This window comes from Deltaproteobacteria bacterium (assembly GCA_029210625.1).
Lineage (GTDB): Bacteria > Myxococcota > Myxococcia > SLRQ01 > SLRQ01 > JARGFU01.
Window position 1 is genome coordinate 222,685 of record JARGFU010000008.1, and the last position, 15,664, is coordinate 238,348.

The following is a 15,664-nucleotide window of genomic DNA, read 5'->3' on the forward strand; positions in this document are numbered from 1 at the left end:
CCCCACACCCGTCTACGACGAGAACGATCCGGAGTGAGCGAGCGGCGGCAGCACTGGGAGCAGATCTACGCCTCGAAGGCCCCGGAGGGGGTCTCCTGGTACCGGCCACACCTGGAGCAGTCGCTGGGCTTCATCGATCGCTGCGCGCTCCCCGCCGACGCGCGGATCGTCGACGTGGGTGGGGGAGCCTCCACCCTGGTCGACGATCTGCTCGCCCGGGGCCACCGAAACCTGGCCGTGATCGATCTGGCCGCCCCGGCCCTGGAGGCCGCGCGCGCCCGCCTCGGCGAGGACGGCGCGGCGATCGACTGGATCGTCGGGGACGTGACCACGCCCCTGCTCGAGCCGGAGAGCGTCGACCTCTGGCACGACCGGGCCGTCTTCCACTTCCTGGTCGAGGAGGAGGCCCGGGCCGCCTACCTCTCGCAGGTCCTGCGGGCGCTGAAGCCCGGCGGCCTCTGCCTGGTCGCCACCTTCGCCCCCGACGGCCCCGAGCAGTGCAGCGGCCTGCCCGTCGTCCGCTACGACGCCGACGGCCTCCACGCGGTCTTCGGCGGTAGCTTCGAGAAGCTCGGCTCGGCCACCGAGCAGCACGAGACCCCCTGGGGCTCCGCCCAGAGCTTCACCTACTGTTTCTGTCGCCGGGTCTAGGGCCAGACGCAGCGGAGACCGACGTCGGGGTGGGCCTCGCCGGGGGCGAGCGGCGATCGGCGCGTGCTGCGGGCGTCGAAGCGCGCGCGGTGATCGGAGGGGCTGGCGTAGCCGCCGCCCTTGAGGACCTTGCGGGTGTCCGTCTCCCGGCCCTGGCCGGGGGTGCGCAGCAGCATCGCCTCGGGGTCGGGGGGCGGCAGCCTTCCCTCGGGCAGGCCCTCGGGTCCGGTGGGATCGGCCGCGGGCGAGCGGGCGAAGTAGCCGGCGTCGTACCAGTCGAGGGTCCACTCCCAGACGTTGCCGGCCATCCCCCGGGCGCCCTCCGGGGTCGCGCAGTCGGAGTGGGCGTCGACCGGCGCCGGCGCCTCGAGCCCGATCGGGCAGCGGCCCGCCTCCCAGGCGCCCTCGAAGGGATAGGCTCGCCCACCCTTGCCCCGGGCCGCCCGCTCCCACTGCGCCTCGGTGGGCAGGTCGCCGCCGGCCGCCCGGCAGTAGACCCGGGCGTCCCGCCAGGTCAGCCAGCGCACCGGCAGCTCGGCCTCGCGGCGCAGCCGCTCGCGGTGCGGCTCCAGCGACAGGCCCGCGATCCCGGCGCGCGCGTCCTCGCCGGTGGCGGCCCGCACCGCGGCGATCGTCGCCTGCCAGCGCGCCCGGACCTGCGGCTCGAGGCTCGCCTCGACCTTCGAGAGCGGCCCGCCCTGCTCGCGCTCGAGCTGGGCGAGCCCCTCGAGGGCAAGCTCCAGGCTGCCCAGGTAGGGCTGGCCCTCCAGGGTCCCGAAGCCGCCGTGCTCGCGCAGGTGGGAGAGGAAGTCGGCGTTGCTCACCTCGTGCCGGCCGATCCGGTAGGCGCGCAGTCGCACCGGGTGGGCCGGCGCCTCCTCGGCGGGGCCGCCGTCCCGGCCGACGATCGCCGGGCCCGCCGGGATCGAGATGGCGTCCTCGGGAGCGGCGGCGAGCGCCGGGCTCGAGAGCAAGAGCGCCAGCAGCGCCGCGACGAGGGAGGGGCGGTTCAAGCGTCCCTCCCGATGCGGAAGCCCAGGTCGAAGTTGCGGAAGGTGGGCTCGCGCTGCTCGCGCGCGCTGCAGCGCACCTGGGAGGGGACGCTGCGGCTGCTGCCCCCGCGGATCACCCGCGCGGCGCCCGGCGCCCCCTCGACCCGCGGGTCGCGCCGGGGCGTCTCGGGGTAGGGGGCGAAGGCGTCCGCCACCCACTCGGCGGCGTTGCCGGCGAGGTTGCGGCAGCCGAAGGCGCTCTGGCCCTGCTCGAAGTGCCCGGGGGCCACGGGGTAGACGTGGGGATCCCCCTTGCCGCCGATGTTCGCGTGGCCCGTGCGCCAGTCGTCCCCCCAGGGCCAGCGCCGCTGCGCGCCCGTGGTGCCGCCGCCGCCGCAGGCCCACTCCCACTCGGCCTCGGTGGGCAGGCGCCCGCCGGCCCAGGCGGCGAAGGCGTGGGCGTCGTACCAGTCGACGCCGACCACCGGCGCGTCGTCGGCGAGGAAGGTCCTCCCGTCGAAGGGCGCGGCGGCCGCGTAGGCAGCGTCCTTCAGGAAGGGGTTGAACTCGCCCCAGTAGCGGGGGGTGTGGTCCTTGTCCGCGGGCTCGTCGGGGTGGCAGTGACGGTGGCCGACCGTCTCGAGGGCCTCGAGGAAGCGCCGGTAGCGTGCGTTGCTCACCTCGTCGCGATCGAGGCGGAAGGCGCCGAGGCGCACGGGGTGGGCCGGCGTCTCCTCGGCCTGCCGCCACCCGGAGGACGCCCGGTAGAGCAGCACCTGCTGGGGACGCAGGGGCTTCTTCCCGGCGCCCTCGGCGGGCAGATCCTCGTGGAAGGCCTTCGCGCCCATGACGAAGCTCCCGCCGGGGATCGGCAGGAGGGCCGCCCCCTCGTCGGGCGAGGCCGACCCCGCTCCCCCCTCCCCGGAGGGACAGCCGGCGAGGCCCAGCAAAAGGCCGATGAGGAGGAGGCGCTTCACTCGATGCTCTGGAGAAAGGAGACGAGGTCGTCGATCTCGTGGGCGCGCAGCTGAGAGGTGCCGCCGTGGGTGTCGAGGCCGAGGCGTCCGCCCGAGGCCATGTGGGCGCGCACCCGGCGGTTCGGGGCCGGCACCAGCCAGGTCTCGTTGAGGCCAACCTCCCGGCGGCCGGGCCGCTCGGGCTCGGTCCCCAGGACGGGCTCGTAGGGGAAGGTGCGCAGGCCCTCCTGGCCCGGGACGCAGAGCACCTCACGCAGGGTGCGGGCGGTGCCGGCGTGGAGGAAGACGGGCGGCCGGTCCCAGAGGCCCCGCAGGGGGAAGGTGGTGTAGTGGCTCTCGTTCTCCTCCGCCCGGCCGACGTCCCAGGGCTCGAGGTCCCGGCGCAGGCCGTTGAGGGCGTCGAGGCGGTTCATGCCGATCAGGGTGAAGGAGGCGTCGCGGTTGCTCACCGTCACCATCGCCGGCATCGACTGGGTCGGGTTGTCCGGCAGGTCCTTGAGGGCGAAGTGGGGTGGCGGGTGGCAGGAGACGCAGCCGACCTGCGGGTGCTCGAAGAGGGCCTTGCCCCGGGCCACGGCCGGGGCGTCCGGGTCGAAGGGGTTGGGCAGGAGCCTTCCTTCCGTGATCTGCCAGGCGCCGACGAAGCGGACGATGTCCCGCAGGCCGTGGGCCTTGCCGAAGACCTCCAGGCTGCGCCGCTGCAGCATCGCCTCCCGGCGAAGCTCGAGGGTCGCCTCGAAGGAGGTCGTCGCGTCCATGCTCGACTGCACGTCGTCCACCCCGAGGTTCACCGTCGGCGCCACGAGGTGGGTGAAGTCTCCCTGCGGGGTCGGCCCGGCGAAGTCGTCGGCGGGGATGTGCTCCATCAGCATCGAGCGGGGCTCGAAGGCCGAGAGGGTCCCCTCGAAGAAGAAGGGCTGGATGGCGAAGAGGCCTCGCATCTGCGGCACGCTCATGGTCCCGCCGATGATCAGGCGGCCCGCCTCGTCCCCGGGGTGATCGTAGACCTGCCCCACGACCTGGCTGACGCCCCAGGGGCGGCCGTCTCCCAGATCGAGGTAGTGGCAGTGCACGCAGGAGGTGTCGCCGTCCGCGGAGAAGAGGGCGGTGTGGGCGAGGATCTCCCCGGTCTCGGCCTCGGTGGCCGGCACCGGCAGCTCGAGCACGCTGGGATCGACGACGATCTCCCGGCCCTCGCCACTCTCGAGCTCGAGGACGGAGAGGGAGCCGCCGAGGAAGTTCGCCACCAGCACCCTGCCCGCGGCCGGCCCCACCTCCCCGCCGTAGGCGATCCCGATCGGCTGCATGCCGGTGGAGAGGGTGCGAAGCGGCAGCAGGCGCTCGCTCGGATCGCGCGCCCCGGGCTGCAGCCGCAGCACCTGCACCAGGTTGCTGCCCTGCATCGTGACCAGCAGGCGGTCGCCGGCCGCGGCCATCTTCTCGGGGAGGGCGCCCACGACCCGCATCAGGTCGGGGGGGATGTCGCCGTGCACGTCGCCGGCGGTCGACTCGGCGGTGTCGGAGGTGTAGCGCACCCAGGCGGCGTGCGACTCGTAGCGGGTCGGGGAGAGCAGGGGCGCGAGCCCGCCGGCGGGCGGCGCCTCGGGCACCTCGAGGGCGTCGAGATCGACGACCACCAGATCGTTCTGGATGTCGCGGAACTTGATCGCCGCCGTCCCGTCCACCGCGTCGGCGGGGCCGAGGAGGTCCTGCTGCTCTCGCGGCAGCACCCGGCCGGTCTCGAGGTCGCGGCGGACGGTGTACTCGGCCGCCGGGTTCTCCCGATCCCAGCTGTCCGAGCCCCAGGGATCGCGGGCGACCCCGACGCCGAAGCCGATCCCCTCGGTCGTGACCAGCAGCCACTCCCGGCCGCCGCCCTCCATCACCCGCAGGTCGTTGACGACGTTGCCCACCCGGATCGATCCGACCTCCTGGCCGGTCGCGGTGCGCACCACCGCGATGTCCTGGGTGCCGGTGTTCCCGACCAGGAGCAGCTCACCCCCCCGGGCCAGGGCCAGAGCCTTGGGCTTGGAGCGGGGGTTGCCCACCGGGATGCCGGGCCCCGAGAGCGGCGCCTCGAGGAAGGCCCGCAGGGCCAGGGCGTCGGGGTCGCGGCCGGGCGCCTTGAAGATCACGCCCCCGGCGTGCGCCTTCTCCCGGGGCAGACGATCGGCGTAGCCCCCCTCCCGGGTGCGCACCGCCGCCCGCCAGAGCTGGGAGTTCGTCGCCGGCCCCGGGCGCCAGAGCTCGAGGAGGGAGAGGAAGCTCGCCTCGGCGTCGGCGGCCGCGACGAAGGCCCCCCGGCGCGTGGCGTGGCAGGCCTCGGCGCCGCAGCGCCTCACCAGGCGCTCGTGCACGGAGGGGGAGCCAGCCTTGAAGTCCGCCAGCGAGAGCCCGCCCCGCTCCTCCACCTCGGCCGTGAAGCGATCGCCCTCGACCTTCACCCGCAGCGCGAGCACCTGATCGAGGTAGCGGATCGAGACCCAGGCCCGCTCGCCCCTGGCGTCGAAGATCAGCTGCTGGGCGTGGAAGTCCAGGGGGATCTCGGCGCTCACCCGATCGACCTCCGTGTCGATCACCGAGGCGAAGTTCGAGAAGCGGTTGGTCACCACCAGGAAGCGGCCCCCGGGGTGGAAGGTCAGGCGGTGAGGCGAGCTGCCCGGCGGGCCGTCCTCTCCCGGCGGGCGCAGCGCGATCCGGTGCACGGAGTCGTCGGCGAGATCGACCACCGCCACCGCGCTGCCGGGGTCTCCTTCCGAGCCGTGGAGGGAGAGGTAGACCTTTCGACCCCCGGGGTGGACCACGACGTCGAAGGGGTGATCGCGCAGGGGCTGGAGCTCGGGGTCGGGGTGCGGGTTCGCCACCGGGGGCAGCGTGGCCCGCGCGTACCTCGCGCCGTGGGCCCAGCGGGCGCTGGCCTGCACCCCGAAGCGGGAGGGCGCGCCGGCCCCGGCCGGCCAGGCCAGCACGGCCGCGGCCGTGGCCGCGAGGATCGTCGCCCCGGTGACGAGCTGCTTGGACGAGAGGCTCACAGGCTCTTCAGGTAGGCGACGAGATCCGAGAGCTCCGCCTCGCTCAGATCCTTCGTGCGGCCGTGCAGCCCCCGGGGATCGTGCTCGCGGAAGATCGACTCGAGGGTGGGGGCCGTGCCGCCGTGAAGGTAGGGGGCGCTGCGGTAGCACTCCCGCAGGGAGGGCGTGTCGAAGCGCGCGTGCAGATCGTCCGGCCCGCGCAGGCCCAGATCGTGGGGGCGCTGGTCGGTGAAGGTCCCTTCCGGGTGGCAGGTGTCACAGAGGGCCCGCTGGAAGACGAGGCGCCCGCGGGCGATGGCGAGCCGGCCGTCCCGGTAGGGGTTCGGGGGGCGGGGCGGATCCGAGAGGAAGGCGATCAGGGCCGCGTGCTTCTCCTCCTCCGGCAAGAAGCCCTCGAAGCGCTGGCCGGCCCGGGTGGCGGCGTCCATGTCCGCCCGCACCCCTCGCCACATGGCCGGGGCCGTGTCGTGCACGTTGCGCAGGCTCTTGGCGTTCTTGAAGTTGCCGGTGCCGTCGTTGGGCAGATCCCAGTTCAGGCCGTCCATCCCCGCGTCCTCCTCGTGGCAGGACACGCAGGAGTACCAGGTCTGGAAGCCCAGCCGGCCGTCGTTGAAGAGGCGCTCGCCCTCGCGCCAGAGGGCGACCGCCGGCGCGAGCTCCTGCGGCGATCCCAGCGGGACGCGCCGCTTCAGCTCGCCGGTGCGCGCGTCGAGGACCGAGAGGCCGTCGCCGAAGTAGGTGGCGACGAGGAGCTCGTCGTGCCCCGGCCGCAGCGCCAGCCCCCGGGGCCCCTCCCCGCCGGCCGGCAGGCGGCGGGCGATCCCCTGGCGCCGGAGGAGCTCCACGTCCTGCGCCCGGCGCTCGACCGCCTCCGGGGCCGTCGCCTCGGCCAGGGCGAGGACGCGGGGCAGGTCCACCAGCGCGACCTGGTGGATCCCCGCGAGGGCGACGGCGAAGGCGCTGGCGTCCGGCAGCACCACCACCCCGTTGGGGTTGGTGGCCCCCTCCAGGAGGGTGTCGAGGAGGAGCGTGACCCGGTGACCGGGCTGGTCCAGGTCGAGGATCGAGAAGCCGTTGGAGTGGATCCAGCCCCGCTCCATCTGCAGGGTCGTGACCCGGTCCCGGGAGAGGACGTGCGTGACGATGGCGTGGCGGCCGTCGGGGGTGAGGGCGACGCCCCGCAGGAGGGAGGCGACCCCGAGGGGCCGGTGCTCGAGCACCTCCCCGGTCGCGGCGGAGAGGAGGGTCACGCTGCGCCCCAGACCGTTGGCGACGACGAGCCGCGCTCCGTCGGGGGTCAGGGCCAGCGCGCTCGGCCCCCGGCCCACCCGGGCCTGCCAGAGGAGGCGGCCGGCGGGCAGCGCCAGGGCCGAGACCCGATCCTCGAGCCCACCGGTGACGAAGAGGCGCTGGCCATCGAGAGAGAGGGCGAGGCCTCGGGGCTCGGGGGAGACGGGCAGGCTAGCGCCGACCTCCCCCGCCGCCAGATCGATCCGGGCCACGGCAGCCCCGTGCTGCAAGGTCACCCAGAGGTGCTCCTCGCCGGGGGAGAGCACGGCGGCCACCGGCCGACCCTCGACCGGGATCCGCCGCCGCACCTCGCCGCGCTGCAGGTCGAGCTCGTGGACGAGCTCGGCCCCGGCGTCGATCACCCAGGCCCGGTCCCCGTCGGCCGAGGCCACGACCGCCTCCGGCGAGCGGATCCCCCGGGTGAGGGAGGCGCCGCTCTCCTCCCCGGCCGCGGGGACCGGGGTGGGCGGCGCGGCCGCGGATCCACCCGCCGGCAGGGAGAGCGCGAGGGTGACGAGACCGCAGAGAGGCAGGACGAGGAAGAGGCGCCTCACTCGCGCTCCCTCCGGAGCCAGGCGAGGTAGGCGACCATCGCCTCGAGCTCGGCGTCGGAGACGTGCTCCCGGTACGCCGGCATCTGGATGCGCTGCCCCTCCAGGTAGCGGCGGGCGAGCGCGCTCTCTGTCAGGCGAGGCGGAGCGCCGTCGAGGATCCAGGCGCGCAGCTCGTCGTCGTCTCGCACGAGCTCGGCGTACCACTCACCCTCCCAGGAGGGGATCACGCCCTTGAAGCTGCCGGGGTTGGGCAGGCCGCCGATCCCCGAGGGCCCGTGGCAGCCGAAGCAGCCCAGGCGCCGGGCGAGCTCCTTGCCCTCGTAGGCGGCGCCCGGCATCCCCTCGTCCCAGGCGGCCACGGCGAGGACGTAGGCCATCAGATCGTCCACCTGTCCCTCCGAGAGCAGGTCGCGGTAGGCGGGCATGGGCAGGAGGCCTCCGGGCCGGGCCTCGGGCGGGCGGTCCTTCAGGCGCTCGGAGACGCCGTCGAGGATCCACTCGCGGATCTCGGCCTCGCTCCGGGCGTAGCTCTGGAGCACTCCCCCCGACCAGCCGGGCACCCCGGCCTCGGGGAGGAGGGGATCCTCCACCCCGCCGCGGCCCGCGGGACCGTGGCAGCCGAAGCAGCCCAGCTCCCGGGCGAGGGCCTCCCCCCGCAGGGCGGCGGTGTCCTCGGCCGCGCCCCGGGGACCCCGCTCCCAGCCCTTCACGATCACCCAGATCACCAGGACCAGGGCGAGGAAGAGGAGGAGACGGGCACCGGACTTCATGGGTTCGCAGCGCGGTGCGTTCGAAGGGCTCGCGCCGCAGCCTATGACGATACCCGATCACCGGGCTGTGGTGACCGCCATCCATGATAGTTTCGTCGCCGTGAGTAGCGACGGCGGCAAAGGCTCCCCCGCCCCGTCCACCGCGTCGGCTGGCGCCGGCGGGGTGAACAGGCAGAGCGCGGGCGATCTCCAGCGGTGCACCATCGACCGTGGTAGCCACCGCGAGACCTGGGTGAGCGGGCGGGTGCTGGCCAACCCCTCCGCCGATCTCCGGATGCTGCGCGAGCTCCACGACGGGCGCGCCGACGGCAGCCTGGCTCGCTTGCGCCTCTTCGGCGCGAGCACGGTCGAGGCCGCCAGCCTCCTCGAGCACCTCCCGGGCTGGGAGTCCGACCTCTACCTCTCTCCCCGCCCCGGCACCCTCCCCTTCTTCGGGCTGCAGGCCCTGATCCTCGAGCCCGCCGAGGGCAGCCGCCTCGAGGCGCGGCCCCTCGAGGGTGGCGGCGAGGCCTGGCTCCTCGACGACCCCACCGGCGATCGGCGCCTGGCCTACCTCTTCCACGTCGCCTCGAGCGAGCGCGACACCCTGCGGGCCTACGAGGCCACCTACCGGCGCGCCTTCGAAGAGCTCGCCGCCCTCGGCTTCGCGGCCCCGGAGGTCGCCCGGACCTGGTGCTTCTTCCGGGACGTCCTCGAGGACTACCCCGGCTTCAACGCGGTACGGCGGGGCTGCTTCCAGGGGCTCTCCCTCCTGGGCAGCGAGCGCATCCCGGCCAGCACCGGCATCCAGAGCATCCTCGCCAGCGGCGAGCACCTCACCCTCGACGCCCTCGCCGCGTCCGGGAGCGGCGTGACGCTCCAGCAGATCGAGAACCCGGCCCAGTGCGAGGCGACGAGCTACGGCTCGCTCTTTTCCCGGGCCATCCGGATCGAGGGCCTGGGTCCCCCCATGCTCCTGATCTCGGGGATGGCCTCCATCGACGACGACGAGGGGCTCACCCTCCACGTCGGCGACGCCCGGGCCCAGCTGGACACCACCCTCGAGAAGGCCGCGGCCCTCCTCGAGGCCGGGGGCTCGGCCTGGGAGCGGGTGGTCTCGGGCATCGTCTACGTGAAGCCGGGACACGAGGCCCTCTTCGAGGATCCCCGCCTGGTCCGCCTGATGGACGAACACCCCCTGGCCGTGAGCCTGGCGGACGTCTGCCGCGACGACCTGCTGGTCGAGATCGAGCTGCTGGCCGTCTAAACCAGAAATCACGATTCCCGATCACGTCTGGCTTGCAGGCCGCACCCGCCTGCGGCGTCAGGCCTCGGTCACCTAGCTAAGGCTAGGCTCCCTCACCCTTCCTTGCATCCGGGCACGTCCGCGGCGCCATCCGCTGTTCGGGAATCATGATCTCTGGTTTAGCGCTAGCCGTCGACCCGGAAGCGGCCGAGCTCTTCCTCCAGCTCGTGCGCGTGCCGCTGCAGCGCCCCGATCAGCTCGCCGAGGCGATCGGCCGACTGGCTCTGCTGCTCGCTGACGCTCTCGATCGCGGTGATCGCGTCGAGCACGTCGGAGGAGGTGCGCGTCTGACCCTCCTGCCGGTGGTTGACGTTCTCGATCATCGTCGTGATCTCGTGGATGGACGCGAGCACTCGATCCGAGCTCGTGGCCTGCTGCCGGCTGGAGGCGTGCACCTCCTGATTGAGCTGCTGCATCTTGTGGGTGCTGTCGAGCACCAGGCTCGAGCCCTTCGCCTGGACGGCCGAGGCCGTGGCGATCTCGTCGACGGTGGAGGCGATGCGGGCGATCGACTCGGCGATCGAACGGTTGCCATCGGCCTGCTCGACCGAGGCCTGAGCGATCTCCTCGACCATCCGGCGGGCGTCCCGGGAGGAGCCCTGGATGCGCGCTAGCGCTCGCTCGGCCTGCTGCCCGAGGGTGACGCCGGCCTCGACCGACTCGGCGCCACGGGCCATGGCCGCGATGGCGCTGCCCGAGTCCCGCTGCACGTTGTTGATGAGCTCGTTGATCTCGGCCGTCGAGTGCTTCGTCCGATCGGCCTGCGCCGAGATGATGGCGGCGTTCAGGGCCAGCAGCTCGGTCTGCTCGGTGATGTCGTCGATGACGATGAGAATCTTGGAGACGTCCCAGAGGCGCTGCACCAGGTGATCGAGGGCCTCGGAGGCCGAGGTGAACGAGGCTTGCATCTGGTGGATGCCCTCGAGGGTCTCGGTCAGGGCCTCGACCCCCTTGTCGGCGTCGTCGGCGACCCGCTTCGAGAGCTCGGCGGTGGTCTGCGCCCGCTCCCCGACCCGCTGTACCGTCTCCTCGAACTGCCGGCTGAAGGAGGAGGTGTCCGCCAGGGTGTCGTTGACCTGCTCGATGCTCGAGGCGATGTCCCTCACCGAGCGCGCCATCGCGTCGATGGTCTGGGTGGTGGTCTCGACGAAGGACGCCATCGACTCGATGTGGGTGGCCGACTGGCTGTTGGTGTGGGCCATCTCGAGGATGGTGTCGTTGCCGTGCTCGGCGTTGGAGCGCAGGGTCGTCAGGTCGCCGGCCATCTGCTGGATCGACTCGAGCATCTGCCCCATGAGGCGGGAGGTCTCCTCTACCTGGTGCTGAACCTTGCCCGCGCCCACGGCCACCACGGTCCCGGTGGCGGACATCTCGTCGCTCACCTCGGTGAGGGTCCGGGTGACCCGCTGGAGTGCGCGCAGGGTGCTGCGCTGCCACTCGACCATCTGGCTGAACGCCTCCGCGAGGTCGCCGATCTCGTCGTTGGCGCCCGCCGGGATCCGGGTGGTCAGGTTGCCGGTGGCGATGATGGAGGTGGTCACCTCCCGCAGCAGGGTGATCGGGCCGATGAGGATCCGCTCCAGGAGGAAGCTCAGGACCACCCGCCCCGCCACGAAGACCAGCAGGGTGATGCCCGCGATGGCCAGGGTGTTCGCCCTGCGCTCGGCCTCGATCTCCGCCATGGAGAAGCCGAGCTGGAGGTAGCCGCGGGCGCCGGAGGGGGTCTCGATGAGGGCGAGGACGTGCAGGGTCCCCTGGAGGGTCTGCACCTGGGGACCATCGGCGGGATCGAGCGCGAGGGCCTCGATCTTGAACTCGCGAGGGTTCCAAGTGCCCAGGGGCGCTCGCCGCTCGTCGAGGATGGCCCCGTAGGTGGCGCCGGGCGCGTCCTCCAGCAGGGTCAGCAGCTTGGTCAGCTCCGCCGGCCCCTTAAACTCGGCCAGGTCGTACGGAGCGCGCCCCGCGCTGGCGATCACCAGCGCCAGCCCCTTCGCCCTTCGCTCCGCCCACTTCTGGGAGGCCTCGTTCATCCGCAAGGGGATGTAGATCGCCATCAGCAGGGCCATCAGCGACATCATCAGGCCGACGATGACCGTCAGCTTGAGCCGCAGGGACCTACGACGGGCCGATCTGTGGGGAGCGTATTCTCGAAGCCGCGTCAACGGGGTTCCCGTCGAGTCCACACCCGGCGGGGTGCGCAGCAGATACGGATCATCGAATGATGCGCGCCAATCTCAGGAGCTGCGAAGAGAAGGTGTGTCCTTCGGTGCTGACCCGAAGGATGTTCACCACGATCTTCGGCCGCCCCCCGGACGCGATCTCGAGACCAATGGAGACATCTCCGTCCTCGACGAACTTCGGGTTCCCGGTGATCGAGAGGACGCTGTGTGCTGCGCAGAGTTTGCCGACTGCCTCTGCGTCGACGCCGGTCATGACGTAGACGACGTGGGCCTCGCGGATCTTGTTCTTCAGATCGCTCTCCGAGACCGGCTTGGCCCGCGCGCCGGTCTTGGAGAAGCCGGCGATCAGCTCGAGGGCGCCCGAGAGCTTGCCGGGGGCGTAGACGATGAGGATCTCGTACCCGCCGCTCTTCTCCTTGGCCAGCTTGTAGTCGTAGCTGAAGATCTTGGTGAAGAGCGCGACCTGCAGGTTGACGGGCACCTCGGCGGCGTGACCGACGCTCGGCGCCAGCAGGAGGGCCAGGATCACCAGGGTCGCGCCGAAGCCTCGGCGGCTCGGGCGCCTTCGTGTCGGCTGATTGGACAGAAGCATCAAGGGGCTACTCTTCGATGAATATATCACTATCGACGTGCCAGAATCGGTTTCCACTGGCTTCGACGTCGCCACGGCTGTCGAAATTCACGGCGCCGGTGGTGCCGATGAAGTCGATGTCCTCCCCGTTCCTTACCGCTGCCAACGCCTGAGGGAGTTCCTGCCAGGTGTAGGCCGTCCCCGGCGGCGAGGAGACCTCCAGCAGCTTCTGGGCGACCTGGGCGCCCGTGGGATCGGCCGAGCCCGTACGGGCGGCCTCGGAGGCCAGGGCCCAGAGGAGGATGGCGTCGAAGTAGAAGTAGCCGGGCGCCAGGGGCCGATCGCCGTCCCAGCGGTCGGAGAAGAGGGTCTCGAAGGCCGCGGAGTCGTCGCCCAGGGCCGGGGAGATGCCGACCATGTCATCGACGACCCCGGGAGGGATGTTGTCCAGGAAGACCTGGTCGTGGAGGGCCGGAACGAAGTACCAGCGCTTGCCGAGCCCCAGCGAGGCCCACTCCTCGACCACCGCGGCGCCGGTGCGGGCCCGGGCCACGAGCACCACCGCCTGCTCGTTGCTACCGAAGGCTCGCCGCAGGTCCGCATCGACCGAGGTGGCCTCCGGGGAGAAGGCGGTCAGCCCGGTGGAGGTCCCGCCGAGGGCGCGGAAGCTGCTGTCGATCATGTTGGCCCAGCCGGCGCCGTACTCGTTGCCCTCGTAGAGCACCGAGGCGCGCTCGATCCCGTCGGCCACCATCCGCTCCGCGAGGGCCTGGCCCATCGTGACGGCCGAGGGCACGGTGCGGGATCAGGTCGACGCCAAGAAGGCCGAGATCGAGGCCGGCACCTGGGACGTCTTCCACGGCCCCTTCAACAAGCAGGACGGCACCGAGTGGGTCGCCGCCGGCGCCTCCCTCTCGGACGGCGAGATGCTCGGCATGATCGGCTTCGTCGAGGGCATCGACGGCGAGATCCCCACCTGCTGCAACCTGTGTGGGCCCTCCGTTCCGGCCTGCCCCTAGCCTTCGAATCCGGTCTGCAGGGGGCCCCACGAGGCACCCCTGCAGGCCACGGGCTGCTCCGGGTGGCCAGGGGAGTCCCCTCGGCCACCCCGGAGCGGGTCTGGCAACAGATCGTTCCATCGTGCCCTCCCCACCTCTGGTTGGCACGATGTTCCTTTTTTGGGCAGCCCTTCACCCATTCCCATCGCTGTGGCGTAGCACCAGAGGTGGGTGTCTCGTATCGAGATCGAGATCTCGAAAGCGAGACCCGAAAGCGGCAGAAGCCCCGAATTCTGGTTTTAGAGGCCCTCTACCAGTTGATCCGCACCTGGCATCCCCCTTGCTCGACAGGACCCTCATGCAGGTCACCTCTTCCCCGGACAGTCCATCGATGAACGACAAGACCTCAGGCACCAACCCCCTCCGGAGCAACGGCAAGATCCGCAAGGTCCTGCTCCTGGACGACAGCCCCACCGTGCGCTGCGCCGCGGTGGAGGCCCTCGAGGAGATCGGCCTCGAGGTGGTCGAGACCGACAACCCCATCGGCATCCCCTATCTCCTCTGGAAGGAGAACCCGCAGCTCCTCATCCTCGACGTGAACATGCCCGCCATGACCGGGGACCGGGTGGCCAGCATGCTGCGCAAGGAGAACACCGAGAACATCAAGATTCTCCTCTACTCCTCCCTCGACGACGGCGAGCTCTCCCGCCTCGCCCGGGAGTGTGGGGCCGACGGCCACGTCCACAAGACCGCAGATCCGCAGAACCTGATCAAGGCGCTGCGGAAGTGGCTGTAGGAGAAGAGGCGAGATGTCCCCCACGCCCCCGCAGGACCAGGCGCTCTTGCGGCGCCTCGCGGAGCTCGAGGACGAGCTCGCGAAGCTGCGGCGCCAGGTGCAGCCCGAGCGCACCCGGGAGTCCCTGCCCGCCGGCCGCTTCTCGGCGCTCACCCTGAACATCGGTACCGAGCTCTACGCCGTGCCGCTGGCGATGGTCCGGGAGGTCATCCGGGCCGTGTGGATCACCCCCGTCCCGGAGGTCTCCGAGTCGATCCTGGGGGCGATGAACCTGCGCGGCCGGATCATCCCGGTGATCGACGCCCGCAAGCGGGTGGGCATCTCGGCCCCGAAGCTCGACCTGCAGACCCCGATCGCCATCCTCGCCCCCGTCACCGGGGAGGTCGGGGTCGTGGTCGATCGGGTGCTGGACCTGATCTCCCTCGACGGAGATCGCCTCGAGGTCGCGACCGGCCCCCTGGCCGCCGCCCAGTGCGTTGCCGCGATGGCGCCCGGCCCGGACGACGAGATCATCCAGATCCTGGACCTCTACCAGCTCCTCCAGCCCACCTATGAGCTCGAGCTCCCCGAGGAGCTCCCCCTGCAGTCCCCCGCGCCCTCCCCCGCCGCCGACGCGACCCCCGGGAAGCCCCCGTCCAAGGCCCGGGCGAAGGCGAAGAGCAAGTCGAAGAAGGCGTGAGCTCCGGGCGTCAGAGCGAGCCGGCGTGGCTCGAGGAGGCCTGCGCGCTGCTCGACCAGCGGGTCGGGCACCGGGTCCTGGAGCGCCACCGCCCGGACCTGGCCGAGAAGGTCGTCCAGCTCGCCAGCCAGTCGGGGCTCGCCTCTCCCGGGCAGGTCGTCGAGCGCCTGCGCTCTCGCCCCCTCGACGACCCCACGGTTCGGGACCTCCTGGCGAAGGTCACCGTCAACGAGTCCTACTTCTTCCGGGACGCCTCGACCATGGAGACCCTGCGCACGCAGGTGCTTCCCCGGCTGATCGAGAGCCGCTCCCGGCAGAAGCTCCTCCGCGTCTGGAGCGCCGGCTGCTCCCGGGGCGAGGAGCTCTACTCCCTGGCCATCCTGCTCCAGGAGTGCCTCCCCGATCCCGCCTCCTGGTCGGTGACCCTGGTCGGCACCGACGTGGCCCAGAGCTCCCTCGAGGCGGCGCGGGCGGCCCTCTACTCGGACTGGTCCCTGCGGACCCTCTCCCCCCAGGAGCGAGATCGCTACTTTCTGCGGGAGGGCCGGCGCTGGCACCTGCGGCGCGAGTACCGACGCAACGCGACCTTCGCCCTGCAGAGCATCACCACCGATCCGGCGCCGGCGCCCCACGAGTTCGACCTGCTCTTCTTCCGCAACGTCGCCATCTACCTCTCCGTCGAAGCGACCGAGGCCGCCTTCGAGCGGCTGCGGCAGGCGATGGCCCCGGGCGCCTTCCTGGTGGTGGGCCCCTCCGATCCCAGCCCCCCCTACCCCTGGCCGACGGAGATCGCCCCCGGCGCCCTCTATGCCCGGCGGCCCCCCAGAGACGCGCCGGCCCCGCCCGCGCCCCCGCCGGCCGTGGCGGAAGCGCTCCCCGCGCCCGCCCC

14 protein-coding genes are annotated in these 15,664 nt (G+C 72.2%); 6 read left to right on the forward strand and 8 right to left on the reverse strand.

What is annotated here, in order from left to right:
- Positions 1–33 precede the first annotated feature (33 nt).
- Entirely contained in the window at positions 34–651 is a 618-nt protein-coding gene (locus P1V51_09855) for a class I SAM-dependent methyltransferase (protein ID MDF1563339.1), read from the forward strand.
- On the opposite strand, the gene P1V51_09860 is transcribed toward P1V51_09855, so the two are convergent.
- The 5 genes from P1V51_09860 to P1V51_09880 are packed head-to-tail and all read right to left on the reverse strand — an operon-like array spanning position 648 to position 8,266.
- The gene (locus P1V51_09860; protein ID MDF1563340.1) at positions 648–1,664 is read right to left on the reverse strand and encodes an SUMF1/EgtB/PvdO family nonheme iron enzyme; all 1,017 of its coding nucleotides are present in this window, start codon (positions 1,662–1,664) and stop codon (positions 648–650) included. The genes P1V51_09855 and P1V51_09860 overlap by 4 nt on opposite strands.
- Entirely contained in the window at positions 1,661–2,620 is a 960-nt protein-coding gene (locus P1V51_09865; GenBank protein MDF1563341.1) for an SUMF1/EgtB/PvdO family nonheme iron enzyme, read from the reverse strand. The genes P1V51_09860 and P1V51_09865 overlap by 4 nt, the downstream gene beginning before the upstream one ends.
- On the reverse strand, positions 2,617–5,652 hold the full coding sequence (locus P1V51_09870; GenBank protein MDF1563342.1) for a hypothetical protein: 3,036 nt from the start codon (positions 5,650–5,652) through the stop codon (positions 2,617–2,619). Before P1V51_09870 ends, P1V51_09865 begins: the two co-directional genes overlap by 4 nt.
- The gene (locus P1V51_09875) at positions 5,649–7,496 is read right to left on the reverse strand and encodes a hypothetical protein (GenBank protein MDF1563343.1); all 1,848 of its coding nucleotides are present in this window, start codon (positions 7,494–7,496) and stop codon (positions 5,649–5,651) included. The genes P1V51_09870 and P1V51_09875 overlap by 4 nt, the downstream gene beginning before the upstream one ends.
- The gene (locus P1V51_09880) at positions 7,493–8,266 is read right to left on the reverse strand and encodes a c-type cytochrome (protein MDF1563344.1); all 774 of its coding nucleotides are present in this window, start codon (positions 8,264–8,266) and stop codon (positions 7,493–7,495) included. Before P1V51_09880 ends, P1V51_09875 begins: the two co-directional genes overlap by 4 nt.
- A gap of 163 nt (positions 8,267–8,429) precedes the next feature.
- Here P1V51_09880 and P1V51_09885 point away from each other — a divergent pair, with 163 nt between their 5' ends.
- A complete protein-coding gene (locus tag P1V51_09885) occupies positions 8,430–9,512 on the forward strand; it encodes a hypothetical protein (GenBank protein ID MDF1563345.1) in 1,083 nt (360 codons plus the stop codon).
- A 164-nt stretch (positions 9,513–9,676) separates the two neighbouring features.
- Here P1V51_09885 and P1V51_09890 read toward each other — a convergent pair whose 3' ends face one another.
- The 3 genes from P1V51_09890 to P1V51_09900 form a co-directional block, all read right to left on the reverse strand.
- Complete coding sequence (locus tag P1V51_09890; GenBank protein MDF1563346.1) at positions 9,677–11,617, reverse strand: methyl-accepting chemotaxis protein; 1,941 nt, start codon at positions 11,615–11,617, stop codon at positions 9,677–9,679.
- A gap of 145 nt (positions 11,618–11,762) precedes the next feature.
- Positions 11,763–12,323 (reverse strand): YfiR family protein, encoded by a 561-nt coding sequence (locus tag P1V51_09895; protein MDF1563347.1) that lies wholly within the window; start codon positions 12,321–12,323, stop codon positions 11,763–11,765.
- Between the two features lie 7 nt (positions 12,324–12,330).
- On the reverse strand, positions 12,331–13,080 hold the full coding sequence (locus tag P1V51_09900) for an ABC transporter substrate-binding protein (protein MDF1563348.1): 750 nt from the start codon (positions 13,078–13,080) through the stop codon (positions 12,331–12,333).
- A gap of 1 nt (position 13,081) precedes the next feature.
- On the opposite strand from P1V51_09900, the gene P1V51_09905 reads away from it, so the two are divergent.
- The 4 genes from P1V51_09905 to P1V51_09920 form a co-directional block, all read left to right on the forward strand.
- The gene (locus P1V51_09905; GenBank protein ID MDF1563349.1) at positions 13,082–13,321 is read left to right on the forward strand and encodes a hypothetical protein; all 240 of its coding nucleotides are present in this window, start codon (positions 13,082–13,084) and stop codon (positions 13,319–13,321) included.
- Positions 13,322–13,691: 370 nt separating this feature from the next.
- Positions 13,692–14,096: a response regulator gene (locus P1V51_09910; protein ID MDF1563350.1), complete on the forward strand. Its 405-nt coding sequence runs from the start codon at positions 13,692–13,694 to the stop codon at positions 14,094–14,096.
- A gap of 13 nt (positions 14,097–14,109) precedes the next feature.
- Positions 14,110–14,775 (forward strand): chemotaxis protein CheW, encoded by a 666-nt coding sequence (locus P1V51_09915; protein MDF1563351.1) that lies wholly within the window; start codon positions 14,110–14,112, stop codon positions 14,773–14,775.
- The coding region (locus P1V51_09920) for a protein-glutamate O-methyltransferase CheR (protein ID MDF1563352.1) at positions 14,772–15,664 on the forward strand (893 nt) is incomplete at its 3' end. The genes P1V51_09915 and P1V51_09920, both read left to right, overlap by 4 nt.